General features: G+C 70.8%; 18 protein-coding genes and 1 pseudogene. 16 read left to right on the top strand and 3 right to left on the bottom strand.

Annotation, left to right across the window (positions count from 1 at the left end; translation table 11 throughout):
* The first annotated feature begins 59 nt into the window (after window positions 1-59).
* The 14 genes and pseudogenes from DMP17_RS42995 (at window position 60) to rplL (ending at window position 14,317) form a co-directional block, all read left to right on the top strand.
* Window positions 60-638, top strand: coding sequence for a TetR/AcrR family transcriptional regulator (locus DMP17_RS42995; RefSeq protein WP_161152751.1), 579 nt, complete (start codon window positions 60-62; stop codon window positions 636-638).
* Between the two features lie 309 nt (window positions 639-947).
* Complete coding sequence (locus DMP17_RS42990; protein ID WP_337832496.1) at window positions 948-2,075, top strand: ABC transporter ATP-binding protein; 1,128 nt, start codon at window positions 948-950, stop codon at window positions 2,073-2,075.
* Window positions 2,072-2,851: an MlaE family ABC transporter permease gene (locus DMP17_RS42985; RefSeq protein ID WP_226353841.1), complete on the top strand. Its 780-nt coding sequence runs from the start codon at window positions 2,072-2,074 to the stop codon at window positions 2,849-2,851. The genes DMP17_RS42990 and DMP17_RS42985 overlap by 4 nt, the downstream gene beginning before the upstream one ends.
* 3 nt (window positions 2,852-2,854) lie before the next feature.
* On the top strand, window positions 2,855-3,697 hold the full coding sequence (locus DMP17_RS42980) for an MlaE family ABC transporter permease (RefSeq protein ID WP_226353840.1): 843 nt from the start codon (window positions 2,855-2,857) through the stop codon (window positions 3,695-3,697).
* Complete coding sequence (locus DMP17_RS42975) at window positions 3,694-5,145, top strand: MCE family protein (RefSeq protein ID WP_226353839.1); 1,452 nt, start codon at window positions 3,694-3,696, stop codon at window positions 5,143-5,145. The genes DMP17_RS42980 and DMP17_RS42975 overlap by 4 nt, the downstream gene beginning before the upstream one ends.
* Window positions 5,146-5,156: 11 nt before the next feature.
* Window positions 5,157-6,143, top strand: a pseudogene (locus tag DMP17_RS42970) (MCE family protein); the annotation flags it as partial.
* Between the two features lie 248 nt (window positions 6,144-6,391).
* A complete protein-coding gene (locus tag DMP17_RS42965; RefSeq protein ID WP_226353838.1) occupies window positions 6,392-7,357 on the top strand; it encodes an MCE family protein in 966 nt (321 codons plus the stop codon).
* Entirely contained in the window at window positions 7,357-8,760 is a 1,404-nt protein-coding gene (locus DMP17_RS42960; RefSeq protein ID WP_337832494.1) for an MCE family protein, read from the top strand. The genes DMP17_RS42965 and DMP17_RS42960 overlap by 1 nt, the downstream gene beginning before the upstream one ends.
* Window positions 8,757-10,070 carry an MCE family protein gene (locus DMP17_RS42955; protein WP_337832493.1) on the top strand — a complete coding sequence of 438 codons (1,314 nt, stop codon included), beginning with the start codon at window positions 8,757-8,759 and terminating at the stop codon, window positions 10,068-10,070. Before DMP17_RS42960 ends, DMP17_RS42955 begins: the two co-directional genes overlap by 4 nt.
* Window positions 10,067-11,359, top strand: a complete 1,293-nt coding sequence (locus DMP17_RS42950) for an MlaD family protein (protein ID WP_337832492.1) — start codon at window positions 10,067-10,069, stop codon at window positions 11,357-11,359. The genes DMP17_RS42955 and DMP17_RS42950 overlap by 4 nt, the downstream gene beginning before the upstream one ends.
* Window positions 11,360-11,516: 157 nt before the next feature.
* Window positions 11,517-12,140 (top strand): hypothetical protein, encoded by a 624-nt coding sequence (locus DMP17_RS42945; protein WP_337832491.1) that lies wholly within the window; start codon window positions 11,517-11,519, stop codon window positions 12,138-12,140.
* A gap of 80 nt (window positions 12,141-12,220) precedes the next feature.
* Window positions 12,221-13,009, top strand: coding sequence for a hypothetical protein (locus tag DMP17_RS42940; RefSeq protein ID WP_337832490.1), 789 nt, complete (start codon window positions 12,221-12,223; stop codon window positions 13,007-13,009).
* 309 nt (window positions 13,010-13,318) lie between these two features.
* The gene (rplJ, locus tag DMP17_RS42935; RefSeq protein WP_226353833.1) at window positions 13,319-13,885 is read left to right on the top strand and encodes a 50S ribosomal protein L10; all 567 of its coding nucleotides are present in this window, start codon (window positions 13,319-13,321) and stop codon (window positions 13,883-13,885) included.
* Between the two features lie 42 nt (window positions 13,886-13,927).
* On the top strand, window positions 13,928-14,317 hold the full coding sequence (rplL, locus tag DMP17_RS42930) for a 50S ribosomal protein L7/L12 (RefSeq protein WP_062397856.1): 390 nt from the start codon (window positions 13,928-13,930) through the stop codon (window positions 14,315-14,317).
* Between the two features lie 66 nt (window positions 14,318-14,383).
* On the opposite strand, the gene DMP17_RS42925 is transcribed toward rplL, so the two are convergent.
* Window positions 14,384-16,066, bottom strand: a complete 1,683-nt coding sequence (locus DMP17_RS42925; protein ID WP_337832489.1) for an AMP-binding protein — start codon at window positions 16,064-16,066, stop codon at window positions 14,384-14,386.
* Window positions 16,066-17,016 (bottom strand): cyclase family protein, encoded by a 951-nt coding sequence (locus tag DMP17_RS42920; protein ID WP_238590145.1) that lies wholly within the window; start codon window positions 17,014-17,016, stop codon window positions 16,066-16,068. Before DMP17_RS42920 ends, DMP17_RS42925 begins: the two co-directional genes overlap by 1 nt.
* A 536-nt stretch (window positions 17,017-17,552) precedes the next feature.
* Between DMP17_RS42920 and rpoB the strand changes: the two genes are divergently transcribed.
* Both rpoB and DMP17_RS42910 read left to right on the top strand, forming a co-directional pair.
* Window positions 17,553-21,062 carry a DNA-directed RNA polymerase subunit beta gene (gene rpoB / locus DMP17_RS42915; RefSeq protein ID WP_226353831.1) on the top strand — a complete coding sequence of 1,170 codons (3,510 nt, stop codon included), beginning with the start codon at window positions 17,553-17,555 and terminating at the stop codon, window positions 21,060-21,062.
* 47 nt (window positions 21,063-21,109) lie between these two features.
* Window positions 21,110-25,021 carry a DNA-directed RNA polymerase subunit beta' gene (locus DMP17_RS42910; RefSeq protein WP_226367636.1) on the top strand — a complete coding sequence of 1,304 codons (3,912 nt, stop codon included), beginning with the start codon at window positions 21,110-21,112 and terminating at the stop codon, window positions 25,019-25,021.
* Window positions 25,022-25,159: 138 nt separating this feature from the next.
* On the opposite strand, the gene DMP17_RS42905 is transcribed toward DMP17_RS42910, so the two are convergent.
* The gene (locus tag DMP17_RS42905) at window positions 25,160-26,245 is read right to left on the bottom strand and encodes an alpha/beta hydrolase (RefSeq protein ID WP_337832488.1); all 1,086 of its coding nucleotides are present in this window, start codon (window positions 26,243-26,245) and stop codon (window positions 25,160-25,162) included.
* Window positions 26,246-26,698 lie beyond the last annotated feature (453 nt).

Here is a 26,698-nt window from a genome sequence, read left to right as displayed (position 1 = left end):
ACGCGTCCGGCGTGGCACCCTGGTGGGTCGGCACGGGTCGTGGAGAGGGGGCGGGCGGGGTGGCCAGGAGAGCGGGCCGGCAGATCGCTGCCGAGCAGTACTACGACGCTGCGATGTCGATCCTCGCGCGCGAGGGCGCGGCCGGGCTCAAGATCGGTCCGTTGTGCCGGTCGCTCGGCGTGACCAGCGGGTCGTTCTACCACCACTTCGGCGGCTGGGCGGGCTTCGTCCGCGGACTGCTGCGCTACTGGGAGGCCGAGCAGACCGACCGGATCGTCGAGCTGGCCCGGGCGACCGCGGACCCGGTCGAGCGCATCGACGTGGTCAAGCAGCTCACGGTGGCCCTGCGGCACGACGCCGAGGCCGCTATCCGGGCCTGGGCCCAGATCGACCCCGAGGTCGGCCGCGCCCAGGCGCGGGTGGACGTGCAGCGCCGGATCGCGCTGGAGCAGGTGGTGGCCGACGTCGTGCCCGACCCGGACGACGCCCGCAGGCTCGCCGTCTTCGGCATCTCGCTGATGGCCGGCTACCAGCAGACCTGCGACCCCCGCGACCGCGATCTCCTGCGTGCCCTGTTCGACGACTACCAGCGCCTCATCCTGTCGCACGCCCCGCACGTGACGCCGCCGATCGGGTGATCCTCCGGGCGGGTGGGGGGCGTGGTCGCCGACTCGGTCGTACAACGGCAATCGGGCCGTTCGGACCAGCCCTGATACCCGGCCGGGAGCACTGTTACCCACGGTCCGCAACATTGCGCGGTGATCTGTAACCCACGGTAACCATAACGTAGATTACGGCATGGTCGCCGATCGCCGACCCCGCCGACCCGCCAGTAACCCCTGACGCGCAGACTCGTTGTTCCGTTCAGCACCGACGACTGGCCCCCGCTCCCCAGCGTTCCCGGGCCCCGGTGCGGTTCGTCGGTCTATTGCGCGAGGAGGCGACACGTGACCGGTGTCGAGGTGAAGGTCGAGGGACTGACGAAGTCCTTCGGTCGGGCCAACATCTGGTCGGACGTGACCCTGACGCTGCCCGCGGGCGAGGTGTCGGTGCTGCTCGGGCCGTCGGGTACCGGTAAGTCGGTGTTCCTGAAGTCCCTGATCGGGCTGCTCAAGCCGGAGCGGGGGTCGATCGTGATCGAGGGCGTCGACCTGTGCAAGTGCTCGGAGTCCGAGCTGTACGAGATCCGGAAGCTGTTCGGGGTGCTGTTCCAGGACGGTGCGTTGTTCGGGTCGATGAACCTGTTCGACAACATCGCGTTCCCGTTGCGGGAGCACACGCGCAAGTCGGAGTCGGCGATCCGCGACATCGTCATGGAGAAGATCGACATGGTCGGTCTGGTCGGTGCCGAGGGCAAGCTGCCGGGTGAGATCTCGGGCGGTATGCGTAAGCGTGCGGGGTTGGCGCGGGCGTTGGTGCTGGATCCGAAGATCATTCTGTTCGACGAGCCGGACTCGGGTCTGGACCCGGTGCGGACGGCGTACCTGAACCAGCTGATCATCGATCTGAACGCGATGACGGACTCGACGTTCCTGATCGTCACCCACGACATCAACTCGGCGCAGACGGTCCCGGACAACATCGGGCTGCTCTACCGCAAGCACCTGTCGATGTTCGGTCCGCGGGAGGTGCTGCTGACCTCCGACGAGCCGGTCGTGGCGCAGTTCCTCAACGGGCGTCGCGAGGGGCCGATCGGGATGTCGGAGGAGAAGGACGCCGCCCAGGCCGCCCGGGAGATGGAGGAGGCCGGCGGTGAGCTGGAGGGGCGTCCCGAGATGAAGCCGCAGCTCGTGGCCTCGACCGGGATGCCGGACCGGCAGGCGGTGCATCGCCGCCGTGAGCGGGTCCAGGCGATGCTGCACGAGCTGCCCGAGTCGGCGCAGGAGGCGATCCGGGAGCAGTACGCCGACAGCGACGCGCAGGCGGGCGGCCCGTCGCAGGACGGCACCACCCGTCAGATGGCCCGCAGCGGCGCGACGGTGAGCGATGACCGTCCCACCGACATCCACCCGCGCATCACCGACGACACCCCCGACCCGGGCGGCCGTCACCAGCTCTCCGGCGGTGAGCGGTGAGCACCCCCAGCCCCGTCACGCGGGCGCTCACCCCGGTCGGCAAGTTCTTCGGCCTGTTCGCCGAGATCGGCCGCCAGGGACTGCGCCGGCCGTTCCAGTGGCGCGAGCTCGTCGAGCAGACCTGGTTCGTCACCAAGGTCTCGGCGCTGCCGACCGCACTGTTCACCATCCCCTTCGGTGCGACGATCGCGCTGCTGCTCGGTGAGCTGACCCGCCAGTTCGGCGCCCAGTCCCAGACCGGCGCCGGCGCGGTCCTCGCGATCGTCCAGCAGGCCGCGCCGATCGTCACCGCGCTGCTGATCTCCGGGGCGGGCGGGAGCGCCGTCTGTGCGGACCTGGGCGCGCGGACCATCCGCGAGGAGATCGCGGCGATGGAGGTGCTCGGCATCTCGCCGATCCAGCGCCTCGTCGTCCCACGGGTGCTCGCGATGGGCATCACCGCCGTCGTCCTGAACGGCCTCGCCACCTGCGTCGGCGTCGCCGGCGGCTACTTCTTCAACGTGATCATCCAGGGCGGCTCGCCCGGCGCCTACATCTCCAGCTTCTCGGCGATCGCGCAGGTCAGCGACATCGTCGTGTCGGAGATGAAGGCCTTCCTGTTCGGCATCGTCGCGGGCGTCGTCGCCGCCTTCCGCGGGCTGAACCCGCCCCCCGGCGCCAAGGGCGTCGGCGACGCGGTGAACCAGGCCGTCGTCATCTCCTTCGTCCTGGTCTTCCTGATCAACCTCGTGCTCACCGCCCTGTACCTCGAGCTCGTCCCGCCGAAGGGCTTCTGATCCATGGCAACCCCACTCGGAACACGTGCCCGGCGGGCCGCGCAGGCGCCGCTGAACCAGCTCGAGGAGCTGGGCGACCAGCTCTCGCTCTACATCCGGTCGATCCTCTGGATCCCGAAGACGCTGACCCGCTACAAGAAGGAGGTCGCCCGGCTGCTCGCCGAGGTGTCCTTCGGGTCCGGCGCGCTGATCGTCATCCTCGGGACCGTCGGCGTCATGGCGTCGCTGTCGCTGTTCGTCGGCTCGCTGGTCGGCCTGCAGGGCTTCCGGGCCCTCGACGCCCTGGGAGTCGAGGCGCTGACCGGCTTCATCACCGCCTACTTCAACACCCGCTCGATCGCCCCGCTGGTCGCCGCCTCGGCGCTGACCGCGACCCTCGGCGCGGGGTTCACCGCCCAGCTCGGCGCGATGCGGATCTCCGAGGAGATCGACGCCCTCGAGGTCATGGCCGTGCCCTCGGTGCCCTACCTGGTCACCACCCGGGTGGTCGCCGGCATCGTCGCGATCATCCCGATCTACACGCTCGGCCTGCTCGCCAGCTACGCCGCCTCGCGGATCAACGTCACGCTGATCAACGGCCTGCCGGGTGGCACGTACGACCACTACTTCGACCTGTTCCTGCCGGTCAGTGACGTACTGCTGTCCTATCTCAAAGTGATCGTGTTCGCGACGGTGATCATCCTGATCCACTGCCACTACGGCTACTCCGCCAAGGGCGGACCGGCCGGCGTCGGCGTCGCGGTCGGGCGGGCGGTGCGGCTGTCGATCGTCAGCACCGCGGTCCTCGACTTCTTCCTCACCCTCGTCATGTTCGGCACCTCGACCTCGGTGCGGGTGGCCGGATGAGGTCCACCAAGCGTGTGCTGCAGGGCCTGGCCTTCGTCACGGTCATCGTCGTCCTGCTCGGCCTGGCCGTCGCCCAGTACTCGGGGGTGTTCTCCTCCGGCGTCCCGGTCACGCTGAACGTGGCCCGGGTCGGCACCCAGATGCAGGAGCGCTCCGACGTCAAGGTCAACGGCCTGATCGTCGGGCAGGTCGACAAGGTCGTCTCGAACGGCACCGACACCAGCATCGAGATGTCGATGGACCCGCAGTACCTCGACCAGATCCCCGAGAACGTCACCGCGCAGCTGCTCCCCAAGACGCTGTTCGGCGAGAAGTTCGTCTCGCTCGTCCCGCCGGCCGCGCCGTCGACGGCCCGGCTCGCCGCGGGCGACGTCATCCCCGAGGACCGCAGCAAGGCCGCGCTGGAGGTCGAGCGCGTGCTCGACGAGCTCCTGCCGCTGCTGCAGACCGTCCGCCCGCAGGACCTCGCGACCACCCTCGGCTCGCTCTCCCAGGCCCTGCAGGGCCGCGGCAACCAGCTCGGCGAGACCCTCACCCAGCTCAACACGCTGGTCGAGGGCCTCAACCCGGCCGTGCCCGACCTGCAGGAGGACATCCGCCAGCTGGCGACGTTCTCCGACAACCTGAACCAGGCGGCGCCGGACCTGCTCGACGCGCTCGACAACCTGACGGTCACCAGCCGCACGATCGTCGAGAAGCGCGAGGGGCTGCGGAACCTCTACCGCTCCATCACCGGCGCGTCGGACGACCTGCGGGCCTTCCTCGACGCGAACGGCGAGAACATCATCGGGCTGTCGGCGGCCAGCCGGCCGACGCTGGAGACGCTCGCGCGCTACTCGCCCGAGTTCCCCTGCCTGACCCGCCAGCTCGTCGAGCTGATCCCGAAGATCAACGACGCGATCCGGCCGGGCACCGACCGGGTGGGCGTCAACATCACCCTCGAGATCGTGGCGAGCAAGGGCAAGTACCTGCCCAACCAGGACGAGCCGCGCTACGGCGACGACCGCGGCCCGCGCTGCTACCCGATCCCGGTGCCGACCGGCACCCAGTACCCGCCGGACGGCCCGTTCCGCGACGGCTCCGTCCCCGGCCCGGCCCCGGCCGGGCAGCCGATGGGCAACCCCGAGGACTTCGGGGTCGACACCTTCGGCACCTACGACGGCACGAACAGCTTCGGCCTGATCCAGGACCAGAGCGCGCAGAACGGCGCGGGCGTGCTGCCCCCGCTGACCACCACGCTCGGCCAGGTGGGCATCCAGCCGTCGTCCTACGAGGGGGCGCACCAGAGCGGCTCGGTCGACATGGGCGTCGCGAACTCCGCCGGTGAGCAGGAGGTCGTCGCGCAGCTGCTGGCCGCCCACCAGGGCGGCTCCCCGCAGGCCGTGCCGGCCTGGAGCAGCACGATGGTCGGCCCGCTCCTGCGCGGCACGGAGGTGACGCTGACGTGAGCAGGCTCCCGATCTCGGCGCTGGTCAAGTTCCTGGTCTTCGCGCTGATCACGGCGATGGGCACCACGCTGCTCGGCCTGACCATCGCGAACGCCCGCGGCGGCCAGGTCACCGAGTACACCGCCCGGTTCACCGACGCGACCGGCCTGCTGGCCGGCGACGACGTCCGCATCGCCGGCGTCGTCGTCGGGTCGATCAAGGACGTCCGCATCGTCGACCAGCGGGTCGCCGAGGTGGCGTTCGACGTCGACTCGTCCACCCCGCTGCCGGCGACGGTCAGTGCGACCCTGAAGTACAAGAACCTCATCGGCCAGCGGTACATGGCGCTGGACCAGGGCGCGGGCCCGACCGGGGAGGACCTCCCCGCCGGCGGCCAGATCCCGGTCGACCGGACCCGCCCCGCGGTCAACCTGACCGTGCTGTTCAACGGTTTCCAGCCGCTGTTCCAGGGCCTGGACCCGGACCAGATCAACAAGCTGTCGATGGAGATCGTCCAGGTCCTGCAGGGCGAGGGCGGCACGGTGCAGAGCCTGCTGGCCTCGACGTCGTCGCTGACCAACTCGATCGCCGACCGCGACCAGGTCATCGGCCAGGTCATCGACAACCTGAACCTGACCCTCGACACCGTCAACCGCAACGACGAGGGCCTCAACGAGCTGATCAGCTCGCTGCAGGCGCTGGTGTCCGGGCTGGCCCAGGATCGCGAGCCCATCGGCAACGCGATCCAGTCCATCGGCGAGCTGACCCAGGTCACCGGGTCGTTCCTGGAGGACGCCCGCCCGCCGCTGCGCGACGACATCCGCAACCTCGGGGACCTCGCGACCCAGCTCGACCAGGGCCGCCCCGCGATCGAGCGGTTCCTGCAGTACACGCCGTTCAAGCTGAACCGGATCGCCCGCGTCGGCTCCTACGGCAGCTGGTTCAACTTCTACCTCTGCGGCCTCGACGGCCAGATCGGCATCTCGCCGATCCTGCCGCCGACCTCGCTGGAGCAGCTGGGCATCGGCCCGATCCGCAACCCCGAGCGGCGCTGCGGCGCGGACCCGTCCGGGATCGGGGCCGGCAACACCGTCCCGACCGACGGCTCGCAGCCCGGCGACCCCGCGGACAACCGCGCCCAGGACAACCCGTTGATGCGTGAGCCGACCACCGAGTCGGTCGGCGGCCTGCTGGACCAGGCGGCCGGCCGTGGCCCGGTCGACTCCAGCAGCGACCCGACCGCAGCGCTGCAGCCGGGAGGCAACTGATGGCACAGGCAGGGCAGAAGCGCCCCGTCCTGACGGCGGTGATCGGACTCGTGCTGATCGCGGCGCTGACACTGGCCGCGTTCAACTACGAGGCGATCTTCTCCGGGGCCACCCGCTACACCGCGGAGTTCCCCGAGGCGGCGGGCCTGCAGGCCAACGACCGCGTCACCGTGGCCGGCGTCGAGGCGGGCCGGGTGCAGAAGGTCTCCCTCGACGGCGACCACGTGAAGGTCGAGTTCACCGTCGAGGACGCCTGGGTCGGCAACCGGACCACGGCGTCGATCGAGATCGCGACGCTGCTCGGCTCCAAGTTCCTCGCCCTCGACCCGCGCGGCGACGGCGAGCAGAACCCCGACGAGCCGATCGGCCGGGACCGGACCAAGTCCCCGTTCGACGTCGTCGACGCCTTCAACGGCCTCTCCGGCACGATCGACCAGCTCGACACCACGCAGCTCGCGTCGAGCCTGACCACGCTCTCGGACACCTTCCGCGACACCCCGCCGGAGATCCGCGGGGCCCTGGACGGGCTGTCCCGCCTGTCGAACACGATCTCCAGCCGCGACGGCGAGCTGAAGAAGCTGCTCGCCAACACCCGGCAGCTGTCGACCACGCTGGCCGACCGCCGCGGCGACGTCGTGAAACTGGTGAACGACGGCAACCTGCTGCTCGGTGAGCTGCAGCGCCGCAAGGACGCGATCGCGAACCTGCTCGACGGCGTGCAGCGCCTGTCGATCCAGCTGCGCGGCCTCGTCGCCGACAACCAGGCGCAGCTGCGCCCGGCTCTGGAGACCCTCGACCGCGTGCTGGCGGTGCTCGAGGAGAACCGCGACAACCTCGGCGAGATCCTCGACAAGGAAGCGGTGTTCGTCCGCGTGTTCGGCAACGCCCTCGGCAACGGCCGTTGGTTCGACAACTACCTGTGCGGCCTGCTGCCGCCGGTCGTGCCGCTCGGGGGTGACTGCTGATGGGGTCCTGGGCCAACGACCGGCGCCAGATCCAGTTCGGTGCCCTGATCGCCGTCGTCGCCGTCCTGGTGGCGAGCGCGATCTGGCTGATCACCTCCGGCGGCGGCCGTCAGGTCACCGCCTACTTCACCAGCTCCGCCGCGCTGTTCCAGGACAACGACGTGCGGGTGCTCGGCGTCCCGGTCGGCAAGATCGACCGGATCACGCCGGACGGCGACCGGGTGCGGGTCGACATGACCATCACCGACGACGAGGTGCGCCTGCCCGCCGACGTCAAGGCCGCCGTCGTCTCGCCGAGCCTGGTCACCGGCCGCTACGTGCAGCTGACCCCGGTGTGGACCGGCGGACCGGAGTGGAACGGCGAGCCGATCCCGCTGGAGCGCACCGCGTTCCCGCTCGGCGTCGACGACCTCACCCGGACCGCGACCGAGCTCTCCCGGGCCCTCGGCCCGCAGGGGGCGAACAAGGACGGCGCGCTCAACGACGTCCTGGACGTCACCGCGAAGAACCTCGACGGCAACGGCCGCGCGCTCAACGACACCATCCGCAACCTGGGTGGGCTCTCGGCGACGCTGAACGGGTCCAGCGGTGACCTGTTCGGCACCATCACCGAGCTGCAGAAGTTCGTCGGGACGCTGCGGGAGAACGACCCCGGCATCCGCGAGCTCAACGGGAAGCTGGCCGACGTGACCGGCTTCCTCGCGAGCCAGCGCGGCGAGCTCGGCGGGGCGCTGAACCAGCTGTCCTACGCGCTCGGCGAGGTCGCGGACTTCGTGCGGGACAACCGGTCGACGCTGCGGTCGAACGTGGACAAGCTCGCGAGCGTCTCGCAGGAGGTCGTCGACCACCAGCGGGCGCTGTCCGAGATCGCCGACGTCGCCCCGGCCGCGCTGAACAACCTCACCAACATCTACAACGGTTCCTCCGAGACCCTCGACACCCGGGCCAACATCAACGAGCTGGCCTACCCGCTGCCGGTCGCGATCTGCGAGATCCTCCGCCGCGGCGCGGGCCAGATCCCGGGTGGCCTGGACCAGCCCACCGCCGCGCTGTGCGACGGCCTGGCCCCGATCCTCGACGGCGCCGTGCCGCTGCCGACCCCGCAGCAGGTGCTCGAGCAGCTCCAGGCCGGCGGCTCCGGGGTCAACCCGGCGGTGCCCCAGCTGATGCCGGGCTCGCCGCTGTCGCTGACCGACCCGGGCTCGCAGCTGCGAGCCCCGGCCGACCCGCAGGCTCCCGCCCCCGGTGGGCAGCCCGCACCGGGTGCCACCGGCGCCCCGGCCACCCCGGCCACCCCGGCGCCGTCGACGACGACGGCCCCGCAGGCCACTCCCACCCCGGTCCCCGAGACCGAGGAGCGCGGGGGCGGCGGACTGTTCGGCCTGTTCGGAGGTGGATCGTGATCGGCTCCAGCGGCCGTGTCGGCCGGGTGTCGGCGCTGCTGACCGCCGTGGCCCTGTTCGCGGGTGGCTGCGGCGCGGTGGACGGCGGCCTCCGGGGCATCCCGCTGCCCGGTGGCGCGAACCTGGGCGACGACCCGTACTCGGTGCAGATCGAGTTCGCCGACGTCGTCGACCTCGTCCCGCAGTCGATCGTGCGCGTCGGTGACGTTCCGGTCGGCGCGGTCGAGACCGTCGCCGTCGAGCCGGGGTCGTGGAACGCGCTGGTCACCGTCGCGGTGAACCGCGACGTCACGCTCCCGGCCAACGCCACCGCGCGGGTCCGCACGACCTCGCTGCTCGGTGAGAAGTTCGTCGAGCTGTCCCAGCCGACCGTTCCCGCCGAGGGCGACCTCGCGCGGAGCGGGAAGATCGGGCTGCAGGCCAGCGGGCGCGCGGCCGAGGTCGAGGAGGTCCTCGGGGCCCTGTCGCTGCTGCTCAACGGCGGCGGCGTGGCCCAGATCCGGACCATCTCCACCGAGCTGAACAACGCGCTGTCCGGGCGCGAGCCGCAGGTGCGGGCGCTGCTGGACAACCTCGACCGGCTCGTCGGCTCGCTCGACAGCTCCAAGGACGACATCAACCGGGCGCTCGACGGGCTCAACCGCCTGTCGGCGACGCTCGCCGAGCGTCGCCCGCAGATCGAGAACGCCCTGCAGAACATCAGCCCCGGCCTGCGCGAGCTCGAGTCCCAGCGCAGGCAGCTGGTCGGCATGCTGCAGGCGCTCGACCGGCTGTCCGGTGTCGCGACGAACGTCGTCAACCGGTCCCGCGACGACCTGCTCGCCGATCTGGAGGCGCTGCGCCCGGTGCTGCGGAACCTGGCCGACTCCGGCCAGAACCTGCCGGACTCGCTGCAGCTGCTGCTGTCGATCCCGTTCACCGACGCGGCCACCGACGCCGTCGCCGGTGACTACGCCAACCTCTACGTGAAGCTGGACCTGGACCTCGGTTCGATCCTGCGCAACATCCTGAACTCCAACCAGCTCGGGCTGCCGCTCGACCCGACGCAGCTGGCCCAGCTGCCGCCCACCGCGCAGCTGCTGACGCCGCTGCTCGGCGCGACCCCGCGGCAGCCGGCCCCGGCGGTCCCGGGTGCGCCCGCGCTGCCGCTGCTCGGGACCGAGCAGCCCACCACCGCGCCGGCGCCGCCCGCCTCGGGCACCGCGCCGGCCACCCCGGCACCGTCGGCGACCCCGGCACCGAGCCCGACGCCGGAGCAGGGCTCCGGTGGCGGCGGCCTGCTCGGCGGACTCTTCGGAGGCGGATCGTGATCACCAAGACCGTCCGCTGGCAGCTGACCGCGCTGGTGCTCGTCACCATCGTGGCGGTCGGCTACGCGGGCTTCCGCTACGCGGGCCTCGACCGCATCTTCGGCGCGACGACCTACCCGGTCACGGTGGAGCTCGCCGACTCCGGCGGGATCTTCAGCGGCGCCGACGTCACCTACCGCGGCGTGAGCGTCGGCCGGGTCGGGCAGCTGTCGCTGACCGCCCGCGGCGTCGACGTCCAGCTCGACATCGAGAACTCCGCGCCGTCCATCCCGGCCGACGCCCGGGCCGTCGTCGGGAACCTCTCGCCGATCGGCGAGCAGTACGTCGACCTCCAGCCGGTGGCCGACGGCGGCGAGGCGCTCGCCTCCGGCTCGGTCATCCCGCAGGACCGCACCCGGACCCCGGTCCAGATCAACACCTTCCTGACCGAGCTGGACCAGCTCGTGTCGACGGTGCCGAAGGACTCGCTGCAGACCGTCGTCCGCGAGCTCGGCCAGGGCTTCGAGGGCACCGCGCAGCCGCTGCAGCAGCTGCTCGACACCACCGGGGAGTTCACCCGGGCCGCCACCGACGCGCTGCCGCAGACGACCGCGCTGATCCGCGACGCCCGGCCGGTGCTCACCACGCAGAACGAGGTGGCCCCGCAGTTCCAGGAGTTCAGCCGCGGCCTGCGCGAGGTCACCGAGCAGCTCAAGCAGTCCGACCCGGACCTGCGCCGGATCATCGACGACGGCCCGCGCCTGGGCGACCAGGTCAGCGGCCTGCTCCGGGAGAGCGGCCCCGGGCTCGGCGAGTCGATCGCGAACCTGCGAACGGTGACCGAACTGCTGGCCCCGCGCCAGGCGGGCCTGCGCCAGCTGCTCGTGACCTACCCCGGCCTGGTGGCCGTCGCGCCGAAGGTCGTGCCCGGCGACGGGACCGCGCACCTCGGCCTGGTCGTCAACATCGCCGACCCGCCGGTCTGCACCCGAGGCTACGAGGGCACGCCCAACCGCGGTGGCCTCGACGTCTCCGAGCGACCGGTGAACGAGGACGCCCGCTGCGCCGAGCCCCCCGGAAGCCCCACCAACGTGCGCGGAATGCAGAATGTGCCGAGGCCCCAGCCGCTCGAGGTGCCGGACTACTCCGGCAACTCGGGGTTCGGCGGCCACGGTGACGGTCACCACGGCGGCGACACCGCCGACGGACCGGCCCCGCGGCCGAACGCCGGGTCGCTCGGCGACGACCGTGCCGAGCGGGTCGCGACGCCGGGCCTGGTGACGAGCTTCGCCCAGATCCTGGGCGGTTGAGCACGACGGTCGCGCCCCGTCCGGGGCGCGACCGGCACGACGGCCGCGGGGGACCGCCGTCCGCCGGACGGCGCGGACCCCCACGGCCGGCCCACGGCCGCCCGGTGCGGTCGCCGAGCGGCTGTGCCCCCGCAGCCGGGAGGAGGAACGCTCCCCGATGAACACCGACGTTGCCGGCTCCGACGCCGACACGAAGGCCGACCCGACGGCCGACACCCCCGACGGTGCCGCGCCCGTGGAGCCTGCCACCGGTTCGGACGGCGGCCAGGCCCCGCCCGGACCGCTCGCCAGGGCCCTGCCCGTGGCCGCCGTCGTCGCGGCGGTGCTCGCGCTCGTGCTGGGCGGCCTGTGGCTGTTCGCGCTGAACAGCGACGCCACCCAGGTCGCCCAGGCCCGCGACGAGGCGCTCCGTGACGCCCGCCAGGCCGTGATCAACCTGAACACCCTGGACCACAAGGACGCCCAGAAGGGCCTGGACCTGTGGATCCAGTCCTCGGCCGGGTCGGTCCGCGACGAGTTCGTGTCCAACCGCGACGCCTACGCCAAGCTGGTCACCGACCAGAAGCGCACCACCGCCGCGACCGTGACCGACGCCGCGGTGACCGAGGTCGACCCGCGCGCCGGGACCGCCCGGGTGCTCGCCGGCGTCGACGTGACCGTCACGCCCGAGGGCGGTCAGCCCGCCGTGACCCGCCAGCGCATCGAGCTCGGCATGGTCCGCACCGACGACGGCTGGAAGGTCGACGCACTGGAGCCGCTGGTCACCCCGGGTACGGGCTGACCCTCCGGCCCGACCCCCGGCCCCCCGGCGGTGCCCCGCACCGCCCCGCTCCCAGGTCGACCACCCCAGGAGGTCACCGCATGTCCACCCCCCGCCGCCGCCCCGCGGGCGGCATCCGCAGGCCCCAGGTCGCGGGCCGCCCGCGCACCCGCGCCGACGAGCCCGACGAGGAGGAGACCGGCACCGGCGGTGTCGCCCTCGACGAGCGCTCCGGTGACGCGGTCCCGTCCGCCGCACCGGTGCGCTCCGGCGACGCCGGGCGCACCGACACCCCCGGCACGGCCGCCGACGACGCCGACGGCGCCCCGGCCGACGCCGACGGCACCCCGCGCCGCCGGTCGGTGCTGTCCGCCCCGACCAGCCGGCGCGCGACCGGCCTGCTGCTCGCCGTCACGGTGCTGCTCGTCGCGGCCGCCGCGTTCTTCGGCGCCGAGTGGTACCGCACCACCTTCACCGGGTCGGCGTCCAACACCGCGCTCACCGACGTCGGCACCACCGCGCAGGTCAGCGAGCAGGTCGGTGAGGCGATCACGAAGGTCTACTCCTTCGACTACGCCCGCCTCCAGCAGGCCGAGGACGACGCCCGCGGCGTCATCACCCCGGGCTTCCAGCCGGAGTTCGACAAGATCTTCGGCAGCGTGAAGGACCTGGCCCCGCAGCAGAAGGCCGTGGTCACCGCGACGATCCCGAAGCTCGCCGTGGCGAGCATCGACGGCGACCGCGCGACCGTCTACGCCTTCGTCAACCAGGTCATCCGCCGCCAGGCCGACGGCGGCGCCCCGCAGGAGGGCGCCGCGGCGGCCCGGCTGCGGGTCGACGCCCAGTTCGTCGACGGCCGCTGGAAGATCTCGGCGATGACGCCGGCCTGAGCAGGTCCCGCCTCGCCGTACCCCCGGGTGAACCGGGGGTACGGCGAGGAGTATGGTTACTCCCGATCCACCGAAGACCGCAGGTCCGCGTCCTTCCCGAAGGGCGTACGAAGGTTCCGGGAACGTCCGGACGGCCCGCGCAGGAGGACGAGGCGACACCGGGCGCGCGAGCGCCCCACGAACTTCCGACGCCCCGTGCTGCTGCGCACGGGGCGTTCGTCGTCTCCGGGGTCGGAGTGGGAACTGCGTCGGTGGCACCCCCAAGCACGTCCCACGTGCACGAGACCGACCCCCGAGAGGAGGGCAGCGATGGCAGCACCTGAGAAGGTCGCAGCGGTCGAGGAGATCACCAACCGCTTCCGCGAGTCGGACGCCTCGGTCGTGACCGAGTACCGCGGGCTCAGCGTCGCCAAGCTGACCCAGCTGCGCCGGGACCTGGGTGCGGGCGCGAACTTCCGCGTCGCGAAGAACACCCTGGTCAAGCGCGCGGCGGCGGAGGCCGGGGTCCAGGGCCTGGACGACCTGCTCGCCGGCCCGACGGCCATCACCTTCATCAAGGGTGAGCCCGTCGAGGCCGCGAAGGCGATCAAGCAGTTCGCGAAGGACAACCCCGGTCTGACGATCAAGGGCGGGTACATGGACGGGCGCGCCCTGTCCACCGCCGAGGTCGAGCAGCTGGCGGACCTCGAGACCCGCGAGGTCCTGCTGGCCAAGCTGGCCGGCGCGATGAAGGCGAACCTGTCCAAGGCCGCCGGGCTGTTCAACGCCCCGGCCTCGCAGGTCGCCCGCCTCGCGCAGGCGCTGGCCGACAAGAAGGCCGAGTCCGGCGAGTCCGCCGCTCCGGCCGAGGCCGACGGCGACTCCGCCGAGAGCTGATCACCACCCCCATCTGTCTTTCGTAGAGAAAGGACCGCCACCATGGCGAAGCTGTCCACCGACGAGCTGCTCGACGCCTTCAAGGAGCTCACCCTGCTCGAGCTCTCGGACTTCGTGAAGAAGTTCGAGGAGACCTTCGAGGTCACCGCGGCCGCCCCGGTCGCCGTCGCCGCCGCGGGTGCCCCCGCCGCCGGTGCCGCCCCCGCCGAGGAGGAGAAGGACGAGTTCGACGTCGTCCTCGAGGCCGCCGGTGACAAGAAGATCCAGGTCATCAAGGTCGTCCGTGAGGTCGTCTCGGGCCTGGGCCTGAAGGAGGCGAAGGACCTCGTCGAGTCCGCGCCGAAGCCGCTGCTCGAGGGTGTCGCCAAGGAGGCCGCCGAGGCCGCCAAGACGAAGCTCGAGGAGGCCGGCGCCAAGGTCTCGCTCAAGTGACCTGAGCACCGCTCGCACGACGGGGCGCCGACCCACCGGGTCGGCGCCCCGTCGTCGTCTCCGGGATCAGGTCTGCTCGCGGGCCCGCAGCTCGCGGCGCAGCACCTTGCCCGTGACGGTCTTGGGGACCTCGTCGAGCAGCTCCACCTGCCGCGGGTACTTGTAGGCCGCCATCCGCTCCTTGGTGAACGCGATCAGCTCCTCCGGGGTGGCCGAGGCGCCCGCCCGCAGCGACACGAACGCCTTCACCGTCTCGCCCCGGTACTCGTCGGCGACGCCGACCACCGCGGCCTCCCGCACCGCCGGGTGCTCGTAGAGCACGTCCTCCACCTCGCGCGGCCACACCTTGTAGCCGCCCGCGTTGATCTGGTCCTTCTTGCGGTCGACGATGTAGAACCAGCCGTCGGCGTCCACGTAGCCGACGTCCCCCGTTCTGAGTTCGGGCTGCGCGAGCTCCCCGGTGGGGAACGCGTGGGCCGTCTCCTCGGGCTTGCCCCAGTAGCCCGCGACGACCTGCGGCCCGGACGTGCAGATCTCCCCGATCTCGCCGGGCGGGAGCTCCGCGCCGTCGTCGTCGAGGATGCGCACGACGGTGCCGTAGATCGGGACACCGACCGACAGCGCCCCGGACGCGGAGTCCACCGGCCCCTGCGTGCCGATCGGCGTCGCGTGCGACGGCGAGGTGGTCTCGGTCAGCCCGTAGATGTTGTGGATCCACTGCCCGAACGCGTCGTGGAACGCGGTGACCGTCGACGGCGGGATCGGCGCCCCGCCCGAACAGATCGTGCGCAGCGACGCGAACGCCTCCCGGTCGGCGTTCGGGGCGTTCATCAGCGCGATGAACACGGTGATCGCCCCGACGGTCAGGGTCGGCCGGTGCTCCCGGATGACGTCGACGCCCAGCGACGGCTCGAACCGGTGGAACAGCACCAGCGGCGCGGCCAGGTACTGGGCGAGGGTCACGTGCGCGATCAGCCCGGTGATGTGGAACAGCGGGGCGATGCCGAGGACGATCTCGTCGTCGCCGAGGCCGCACCAGGTGGCGTAGGCCTGGCTGGTGAAGACGACGTTGCCGTGGGTGTTCATCGCGCCCTTGGGCGGCCCGGTGGTCCCCGAGGTGTAGGTGAGGAACGCGGTGTCGCCTGCGGTGAACGACACCGGCGGGGGAGTGCTGCCCCGGTGCGTCTCCAGGAACGCGCCGAGGTCGGTGACGTCGTCGCCGGACAGGTCCGGCCGCACGGAGTCGGGCAGCGCGCGCGGGTCGTCGCGGGTCTGGAACTCGCGCTCGGAGGTGGTGAGCACGGTGCGCACACCCGGCTGCCCGGCCAGCACGGTCCGCGCGACGCCGTCGTAGAGCGACTCCAGGCACACCAGCACCGACGACCCGGAGTCGCGCAGCAGCAGCTCCAGCTCCCGCTCCCGGTTCATCGGGTTGATCGACACCGCGACGCCGCCGGCCTTCCAGGTGCCGACCAGGCCGAGGACGAACTGCGGCACGTTCTGCAGGTACATCGCGACCCGCTCGCCCGCGGTGAACCCGCCGGCGAGCAGCCCGGCGGCGAAGGCGTCGGTGAGCTCGTCGAGCTCGCGGTAGGTGAGCGCGCCGTCGAAGTAGCGGATCGCGTCGCCGTCGGGGTTGCGCGCCACCGCGGCGCGGAACATCGACAGCGCGTCCGGGAAGTCCGGGGTGATGTCGTGCGGCTGGCCCTCGGCGTAGCGGGCCAGCCAGGGGCGGTCGGCGTAGGACATCAGCGGATCACGATCGGGTTCACCGGTGCCCCCGTGCCGTTGACGACCTTCAGCGGGGCCGCGGCGTAGAGGAAGCTCCACCGTCCGTCGGCGGCGCAGGCGTCGGCGAGGTCGTCGAGCCAGGCGATCTCGGTGAGGGCGACGCCGAGGTTGCGCATCAGCGCGCAGTGCAGCGGGAGCGCGACGCCGGTGTGCGGCTCGCTGGTCACCTCGTTGGCGATCGTGTCGGTGACGAGGTTCGGGATCTCCTTGCGCTGGAACCACTCCACGAGCTCGCGCGAGTAGGTGAGCCCGGGCTCGGTGAAGTCGGTGTAGAAGGTGGCCGGGTCGTTGAGCTCGTACCAGTACTTCATCCATCCGGTGCGGATGACGAGCACGTCGTGCGGCTCGATCGTGACGCCCTGTGCCTGCGCGGCGGCCTCGAGGTCGGTGTGGTCGAAGGTCTCGCCCTTGTCGAGCCATTCCTTGCCGCGGTGCCGGGCCATGTCGATGAGCACGCCCCGCCCGACGACGCCCTTCTCCGCGATCGGCAGCACCGAGGCCCGGTCCATCGCGTCGACGGTGGAGCGCGCGTCGTAGCCGTTCCAGAGCTTGCCGTCGTACCAGACGTGGCCGAGCGCGTCGTACTGCGTGGAGCCCTGCAGGAAGATGAGGGCGGTGTCGTCGGCGTAGTGCAGACCGCCGGGGAACTGCGGCGCGTCGGCCGAGTCCCAGGTGCCCTCGTCCATGACGTTCTGGCGCTTGATGCCCTCGCGGCCCGGCCACAGCGGGTCGCCCGGCGCCTCGGTGCGTCCCATGTGGATCTGCAGGGTGAACACCTCGCCGGACCGGACGTGCTGCACGCCGCGCAGGACCTCGCCCGCGTCCAGGTAGTTCAGGCAGCCGAGCTCGTCGTCGGGACCCCACTTGCCCCAGTTGCTGGGGGCGTCGTCACCGAGGAGCTCGCGCATGGGAGGAGTGCTGTCGGACATCGTCGTCCTTTCGTCGCCGCCGGCCGTCACCGACCTGTGACCGATCGTTGGCGCCCCGACGACACCGTGTCAACCGTCACGCGGAGCGACCTGAACGGGCGTCGGTGGACCGGTCGTCCCGGCAGGATGACCGCTCGTCGACGAAGTGGGACTTGACTCGGTGCGGCGTGCAGGTCACTCTTGGGCAACGGTGGTTGCCTGGATGCTGGAATCGGCGACCTGTCTCGACAGCTGCGCTCGCAGCGTCTATAGTCATTCTTTGCGCTGTCTGCGTCCAGGCTCACGCGCTCATGACCGGGGAAGACTTCCGGACCGATCCGTCGGCCGCCGGAGAGGGTTCGGCGGACATGGGTGCGGGGGTTCGTTCGTCCGTCAGCGCCCGACAACAGACGGCGTGCGACGTGGCCGGCTACCGGCTTCTCGATCCGGGGGGACCCCGATCGGATCGAGGGAGACGGTAGCGCCCGCCACCGGCGCACGCCAGACGAGAAGCGCAGTTCTCGGAAGGACGCATCTTGGCTGTCTCCCGCGCCGCCGCGACCACCTCGACCCTCTCCGCTTCGGCGAACCCGAACTACCCCGGCGCACCCACCCGGGTCACCTTCGCGAAGATCGCCCAGCCGTTGGAGGTCCCCGACCTTCTCGACCTGCAGATCCAGTCGTACGAGTGGCTGGTCGGCAGCGAGGCCTGGTTCCAGCGCCGGATCGAGGCCGGTGACGATCTCCCGGTGAGCGGTCTGGAGGAGATCCTCACCGAGATCTCGCCGATCGAGGACTTCTCGGGCTCGATGTCGCTGTCCTTCTCCGACCCCCGCTTCGACGAGGTCAAGGCCTCCGTCGAGGAGTGCCGGGACAAGGACATGACCTACGGTGCCCCGCTGTTCGTGACGGCGGAGTTCACGAACAACACCACCGGTGAGATCAAGTCCCAGACGGTCTTCATGGGCGAGTTCCCCGTGATGACCGACAAGGGCACCTTCATCATCAACGGCACCGAGCGCGTCGTCGTGTCGCAGCTCGTCCGTTCGCCGGGTGTCTACTTCGACCACGCGATCGACAAGACGACCGAGAAGGACGTCTACTCGGTCAAGATCATCCCGAGTCGGGGTGCGTGGCTGGAGTTCGACGTCGACAAGCGCGACACCGTCGGTGTCCGCATCGACCGCAAGCGCCGTCAGCCGGTCACCGTGCTGCTGAAGGCCCTGGGGTGGACCGCCGAGCAGATCGGTGAGCGTTTCGGGTTCTCCGAGACGATCATGACGACGCTCGAGAAGGACAACACCGCGGGCCAGGACGAGGCGCTGCTCGACATCTACCGCAAGCTGCGTCCCGGCGAGCCGCCGACGCGCGAGTCGGCCCAGGCGCTCCTGGAGAACCTGTTCTTCAAGGACAAGCGCTACGACATGGCCAAGGTCGGTCGCTACAAGGCCAACAAGAAGCTCGGCCTCGACATCGAGAACTCGGTCGGCACGCTGACCGAGGAGGATGTCGCCACCACCATCGAGTACCTCGTCCGGCTGCACGCCGGCGAGACCACGATGGCCGTGGGCTCCGGTGACTCCGCGCGGGAGATCCCGGTCGAGACCGACGACATCGACCACTTCGGCAACCGGCGCCTGCGCACCGTCGGCGAGCTGATCCAGAACCAGGTCCGGGTCGGTCTGTCCCGCACCGAGCGGGTCGTCCGCGAGCGGATGACCACCCAGGACGTCGAGGCCATCACGCCGCAGACCCTGATCAACACCCGGCCGATCACGGCCGCGATCCGGGAGTTCTTCGGCACCTCGCAGCTGTCGCAGTTCATGGACCAGCACAACCCGCTGGCCGGACTGACCCACAAGCGCCGCCTGTCGGCGCTGGGCCCGGGCGGTCTGTCCCGTGAGCGTGCCGGCATGGAGGTCCGCGACGTCCACCCGTCGCACTACGGCCGCATGTGCCCGATCGAGACCCCCGAGGGTCCGAACATCGGTCTGATCGGCTCGCTGGCGTCCTTCGCGCGGGTCAACCCGTTCGGCTTCATCGAGACGCCGTACCGCAAGGTCGTCGAGGGTGTCGTCACCTCCCAGATCGACTACCTGACCGCCGACGAGGAGGACCGCTTCGTCGTCGCCCAGGCGAACGCCCGCCTCAACGAGGACGGCTCGTTCGCCGAGGACCGGATCCTGGTCCGCCGCAAGGGCGGCGAGGTCGACCTGATCTCGCCCTCGGGCGTCGAGTACATCGACGTCTCGCCGCGCCAGATGGTGTCGGTCGCGACGGCGATGATCCCGTTCCTCGAGCACGACGACGCGAACCGCGCGCTGATGGGCGCGAACATGCAGCGCCAGTCGGTGCCGCTGCTGCGCTCGGAGTCGCCGCTGGTCGGTACCGGCATGGAGCTGCGTGCCGCCGTCGACGCCGGTGACGTCGTCACCGCCGAGTCCGCCGGTGTCGTCGAGGAGCTGTGCGCCGACTACATCACCGTCATGGACGACGAGGGGCAGCGTCAGACCTACCGTCTGAACAAGTTCCGCCGCTCGAACCAGGGCACCTGCAACAACCAGAAGCCCATCGTGGACGAGGGGCAGCGGGTCGAGGTGGGCCAGGTGCTCGCCGACGGTCCCTGCACCGAGAACGGTGAGATGGCGCTGGGCAAGAACCTGCTCGTGGCGATCATGCCGTGGGAGGGCCACAACTACGAGGACGCGATCATCCTGTCGCAGCGCCTCGTGCAGGACGACGTGCTCACCTCGATCCACATCGAGGAGCACGAGATCGACGCGCGCGACACGAAGCTGGGCGCCGAGGAGATCACCCGGGACATCCCGAACGTCTCCGAGGACGTGCTGGCCGACCTCGACGAGCGCGGCATCATCCGGATCGGCGCCGAGGTCCAGCCCGGCGACATCCTGGTCGGCAAGGTCACGCCCAAGGGCGAGACCGAGCTGACCCCGGAGGAGCGCCTGCTCCGCGCGATCTTCGGTGAGAAGGCGCGCGAGGTCCGCGACACCTCGCTGAAGGTCCCGCACGGCGAGAACGGCAAGGTCATCGGCATCCGGGTCTTCTCCCGCGACGACGACGACGAGCTGGCCCCGGGCGTCAACGAGCTGGTCCGCGTCTACGTGGCCCAGAAGCGCAAGATCTCCGACGGCGACAAGCTCGCCGGCCGGCACGGCAACAAGGGCGTCATCGGCAAGATCCTCCCGCAGGAGGACATGCCGTTCCTCCCGGACGGCACGCCGGTCGACATCATCCTGAACACCCACGGTGTGCCGCGTCGTATGAACATCGGCCAGATCCTGGAGACCCACCTCGGGTGGATCGCCAAGTCCGGCTGGGAGATCGAGGGCACGCCCGAGTGGGCGGCGCAGATGCCCGAGGAGCTCTACTCGGTGCCCGCCGACACGAACACCGCGACGCCGGTGTTCGACGGTGCGCGCGAGCACGAGATCACGGGTCTGCTGGGCTCGACCCGTCCCAACCGGGACGGCGAGCGGATGGTCGGTCCGGACGGCAAGGCGCAGCTGCTCGACGGCCGCTCCGGTGAGCCGTACCCGTTCCCGGTCGCGGTCGGCTACATGTACATCCTGAAGCTGGCCCACCTGGTGGACGACAAGATCCACGCCCGGTCGACCGGCCCCTACTCGATGATCACCCAGCAGCCGCTGGGCGGTAAGGCGCAGTTCGGTGGCCAGCGCTTCGGTGAGATGGAGTGCTGGGCGATGCAGGCGTACGGCGCCGCCTACACCCTGCAGGAGCTGCTGACGATCAAGTCCGACGACGTCGTGGGCCGCGTGAAGGTCTACGAGGCGATCGTCAAGGGCGAGAACATCCCGGAGCCGGGGATCCCCGAGTCGTTCAAGGTGCTCCTCAAGGAGCTGCAGTCGCTCTGCCTGAACGTCGAGGTGCTCTCCAGCGACGGTGCGGCGATCGAGATGCGGGACGCCGACGACGAGGACCTCGAGCGTGCCGCGGCGAACCTGGGCATCAACCTGTCCAGCCGCCCGGGCTCGGAGTCGATGACCGTCGACGACGTCGTCAACTGACCCCCGTCCGACCAGCCGCCCTTTAAACGAAGAAACAGAGGACATACGTGCTCGACGTCAACTTCTTCGACGAACTGCGCATCGGCCTGGCCACCGCCGAGGGCATCCGCCAGTGGTCGCACGGTGAGGTCAAGAAGCCCGAGACCATCAACTACCGCACCCTGAAGCCGGAGAAGGACGGGCTCTTCTGCGAGAAGATCTTCGGTCCGACCCGGGACTGGGAGTGCTACTGCGGCAAGTACAAGCGCGTCCGGTTCAAGGGCATCATCTGCGAGCGCTGCGGCGTGGAGGTCACGCGCGCCAAGGTGCGTCGTGAGCGGATGGGCCACATCGAGCTGGCCGCCCCGGTCACGCACATCTGGTACTTCAAGGGCGTCCCGAGCCGGCTGGGCTACCTGCTCGACCTGGCCCCCAAGGACCTCGAGAAGATCATCTACTTCGCGGCGTACGTGATCACCTCGGTGAACACCGAGCTGCGGCACAACGACATGTCCACGCTCGAGAACGAGATGAGCGTGGAGCGCCGCCGGGTCGAGCAGACCCGCGACGCCGACCTGGAGGCCCGCGCCCAGAAGCTCGAGGCCGACATCGCCGAGCTCGAGGCCGAGGGTGCCAAGGGCGACGTCCGCCGCAAGGTCAAGGACGGCGGCGAGCGCGAGATGCGCCAGCTGCGCGACCGTGCCCAGCGCGAGCTGGACCGGCTCGACGAGATCTGGACGACGTTCACCAAGCTCGACGTCCAGCAGCTCATCGCGGACGAGTCCATCTACCGCGAGCTCTACGACCGCTACGGCGACTACTTCACCGGTGCCATGGGTGCCGAGGCGATCCAGAAGCTGCTGGAGAACTTCGACATCCCGGCCGAGGCCGAGAAGCTGCGCGAGATCATCCGGTCCGGCAAGGGCCAGAAGAAGCTGCGTGCGCTCAAGCGACTGAAGGTCGTCGCGGCGTTCCAGACCACCGGCAACTCGCCGATGGGCATGGTGCTCGACTGCGTCCCGGTCATCCCGCCTGACCTGCGCCCGATGGTGCAGCTCGACGGTGGCCGCTTCGCGACCTCGGACCTGAACGACCTGTACCGCCGGGTCATCAACCGGAACAACCGCCTCAAGCGACTGATCGACCTCGGCGCGCCCGAGATCATCGTCAACAACGAGAAGCGGATGCTCCAGGAGTCCGTCGACGCGCTGTTCGACAACGGGCGTCGCGGCCGGCCGGTGACCGGTCCGGGCAACCGCCCGCTCAAGTCGCTGTCCGACCTGCTGAAGGGCAAGCAGGGCCGGTTCCGCCAGAACCTGCTCGGCAAGCGCGTCGACTACTCGGGCCGTTCGGTCATCGTCGTCGGCCCGCAGCTGAAGCTGCACCAGTGCGGTCTGCCCAAGCAGATGGCGCTGGAGCTGTTCAAGCCGTTCGTGATGAAGCGCCTGGTGGACCTCAACCACGCGCAGAACATCAAGTCCGCCAAGCGGATGGTCGAGCGCGGCCGCTCGCAGGTGTGGGACGTGCTCGAGGAGGTCATCTCCGAGCACCCCGTGCTGCTGAACCGTGCGCCCACGCTGCACCGTCTCGGCATCCAGGCCTTCGAGCCGCAGCTGGTGGAGGGCAAGGCCATCCAGCTGCACCCGCTGGTCTGCGAGGCGTTCAACGCGGACTTCGACGGTGACCAGATGGCGGTGCACCTGCCGCTGTCGGCCGAGGCGCAGTCCGAGGCCCGCGTGCTGATGCTGTCGTCGAACAACATCCTGTCCCCGGCGTCGGGTCGCCCGCTGGCGATGCCGCGTCTGGACATGGTCACGGGTCTGTACCACCTGACCCGTCTCCGCGAGGAGGCCCACGGCGCCGGGAACCACTACGGCTCCGCGGCCGAGGCGATCATGGCCTACGACCGCAAGGTCCTCCACCTGCAGGCGCCGATCAAGATCCGGCTCCCGCAGGTCACCCCGACCCCGGGCACGGACGCCGAGACCGTGACCGAGGAGGGCGTCTGGACCGCGGAGACCACGCTCGGGCGGGTGCTGTTCAACGAGCTCCTGCCGGCGGACTACCCGTTCGTCAACGAGCCGCTGCCGAAGAAGCGCCAGGCCACGATCGTCAACGAGCTGGCCGAGCGCTACTCGATGACCGAGGTCGCGCAGGTCCTGGACCGGCTGAAGGACGCGGGCTTCTACTGGGCCACGCGCTCCGGCGTCACGATCTCGATCGCGGACGTGCTGGTCCCGCCGGCCAAGGCGGGCATTCTCGAGGAGTACGAGGCGAAGGCCGACCAGATCAACAAGCGCTACCAGCGTGGTGCCCTGTCGCACCAGGAGCGCAACGACGAGATGGTCAAGATCTGGAGCCGGGCGACCGAGGAGGTCGCCAAGGCGATGGAGCAGAACTTCCCCGAGGACAACCCGATCCCGACGATCGTGCAGTCCGGGGCCGCGGGCAACATGACCCAGATCCGCCAGCTGGCGGGCATGAAGGGTCTGGTCGCGAACCCCAAGGGCGAGTTCATCCCGCGTCCGATCAAGGCCTCGTACCGCGAGGGCCTGTCGGTGCTGGAGTACTTCATCTCCACGCACGGCACCCGTAAGGGTCTGGCGGACACCGCGCTGCGGACCGCGGACTCCGGGTACCTGACCCGTCGTCTGGTCGACGTGTCGCAGGACGTCATCGTCCGCGAGGTCGACTGCGGCACCGAGCGCGCCATCCCGATGGCGGTCACCGAGGAGACGAGCGACGGTCGGTTCATCCCGCACCGTTACCTGCGCACCTCGGTGTACGCCCGGACCTCCGGCGAGGAGATCACCGCGGCGGACGGCACCGTGCTGGTCCGCAAGGGCGACGACCTCGGCGACGCCGTGCTCGACGCGCTCGTCGCGGCCGGCGTCAAGACGGTCCGGGTCCGCTCCGCGCTGACCTGCGCCTCGGCCACCGGTATCTGCGGCATGTGCTACGGCCGCTCGATGGCCACCGGCAAGCTGGTGGACGTCGGCGAGGCCGTCGGCATCGTCGCCGCGCAGTCGATCGGTGAGCCCGGCACCCAGCTGACGATGCGTACGTTCAAGCAGGGTGGCGTCGCGGGTGACGACATCACGACCGGTCTGCCGCGTGTCACCGAGCTGTTCGAGGCCCGGGTCCCGCGCGGCAAGGCGCCGATCGCCGACGTCGACGGCCGCATCCGCATCGAGGACGGCGACCGGTTCTGGAAGATCACGCTGATCCCGGACGACGGCGGCGAGGAGATCGTCTACGAGAAGCTGTCCAAGCGGCAGTGGCTCGGGATGACCACCGTCGACGGCACCGAGCGTCCGCTCGCGGACGGCGACCACGTGACGGTCGGCCAGCTGCTCCTCGAGGGCATGGCGGACCCGCACGAGGTGCTGCGTGTCATGGGCCCGCGTGAGGTGCAGCTGCACCTCGTGCGTGAGGTGCAGAAGGTGTACCGCACGCAGAGCGTGGACATCCACGACAAGCACATCGAGGTCATCGTCCGGCAGATGCTGCGCCGGGTCACGATCATCGACTCGGGTGCGACCGAGTTCCTGCCCGGCGCACTGGCCGAGCGGGGCGAGTTCGAGTCCGAGAACCGCCGGGTCGTCGCCGAGGGTCTGGAGCCGGCCTCCGGCCGTCCGGTCCTGATGGGGATCACCAAGGCCTCGCTGGCGACGGAGTCGTGGCTGTCCGCGGCCTCGTTCCAGGAGACCACCCGCATCCTCACCGATGCCGCGATCAACGGAAAGCGCGACAAGCTCGTCGGGCTCAAGGAGAACGTGATCATCGGTAAGCTGATCCCGGCCGGTACCGGCATCAACCGGTACCGCAACATCCAGGTCCAGCCGACCGAGGAGGCCCGCGCGGCCGCCTACGCGCTGCCGAGCTACGACGACGGCTACTACAGCCCGGACGTCTTCGGCACGGGCACCGGTGCCGCGGTGCCGCTGGACGACTACGACTTCGGTCGCGACTACCGCTGAGGTAGCCGTCCGGTCCGGACCCACGACGGTGGGTCCGGACCGTGACCGGACAGGTCCCGGACGGGGCCGGACACCGCTCTCCCGTGGCGGTGCCCGGCCCCGTTCGTGCGTTCCGGGGCCGCCCGGGGGGAGCGGGCCTCAGCGCAGGCAGTCCGCCCGCAGGGCCAGGCCCAGGGTGCGCAGCGAGGCGTCGGCCTCCGCCAGCAGCCCGGCCAGCGTCGGGAAGGCGTGCCACATGCCGGGCGCGCGCTCGTAGGTGACCGGTGTCCCGGCCGCGCGGGCGCGCTCGACGAGGGTGTCGGCGTCGTCGACGAGGATCTCGTCGGCACCGGCGACGACGTGCAGCGGCGGCAGCCCGGCCAGGTCCGCGTCGAGCGGCAGGAGCTCGGGGGCGCCGGTGTGCGGCCCCGCGTAGTCGGCGACGGCGTCGGGCAGCCAGGACGGGTCGAGCATCGCGTCGAAGGCGACGTTGCGGGTGAGCGCGTCCGCGGTGCAGGACAGGTCCAGCCAGGGCGAGATCAGCCCGATCGAGCCCGGCAGGTCCTCGCCGGCCGCGCGCAGCCGCAGCAGCAGCGACATGGTCAGCCCGCCACCCGCGGAGTCGCCGGCGACCGCGATGTGCCGGGCCGGGATCCCCGCGGCCCGCAGGGCGGTCCAGGCGGCGTACGCGTCGTCGAGGGCGGCCGGGAACGGGTGCTCCGGGGCGAGCCGGTAGTGCGGGGCGAGGACCGCGCTGCCGGTGGCGTGCGCGAGCCCGGCGAGCAGCGGCCGGTGCGACGCCGAGGACCCCACGAGGTACCCGCCGCCGTGCAGGTAGAGCACCCGGTGCGGGGCCGTCGGCCCGGGCGGTGCGACGACCGCGGTGGGCACCCCGCCGAGCGTCCCGCGGGCCCGACGGGTGCCGCGGGGGAGCGGGAGCGACGCACCGACGAGGTCGAGTCCACGCCGCCGCAGGGCGACGGGTAGTGTCGGGGCGAGCAAGGGCGCGATGAGTGCGCGCGTGGCGAGGCGGTTGACGGCCGTCGGCAGGTGCATACCGGACCGTAACCGTCCCTCCGTCGCCACCGTCCACAGGGTGATCCACACCGTGATCGACACGGCGGGATCCCGCTGGGGCGCAGTCATCGCCCACCACCGATCCGACCGCGACGAGCGGCCGTCGATCTGCGACGAGCGGGTGAGTCCGCTTGCCAGTGACGGCGTCGTGCGGCATCGTCGGGTCACCACAGGTCTCCTCCGGGGCGTCGTCCCGGGGGATCCGAGGACCATCGAAGCCCCCGATGGCCCCGAAGGCAGGTCCGAGGCGAACGCCCGGAACGGACCCGCTTTGACCGTGTCGAAGAGGGCCGGGTATTCTCATGTCTTGTGCTCGGCTCCGGTCGGGCAGGTCCGCGTGTCCCGTGGTGTGCACCGATCCGTTGGTTCCGACCCTCAGATCTGTGGTTGCGCCCCGGAGCAGGGCACGCCGGACGTCCCGACAGCCTCCGCGGGGCCCTTCCGGCCCCGAGCGTGCCCGGGACGACACGCCCGACCTCGGGGTCCGGCGCGACGGTGGCGGAGTTCGGCGAGAGCCGGCAGCCACGCCGGCGCCCGGAGCCCGGGACACCGAACCAAGATCACCAGTGTCACGGCGAGCGAGACAGTCGAGCCACGTCGACGGGAAGAAGTAGACGGTTC

The organism is Pseudonocardia sp. TMWB2A, assembly GCF_017312135.1.
This window is presented reverse-complemented; position numbering and strand designations above follow the sequence as displayed.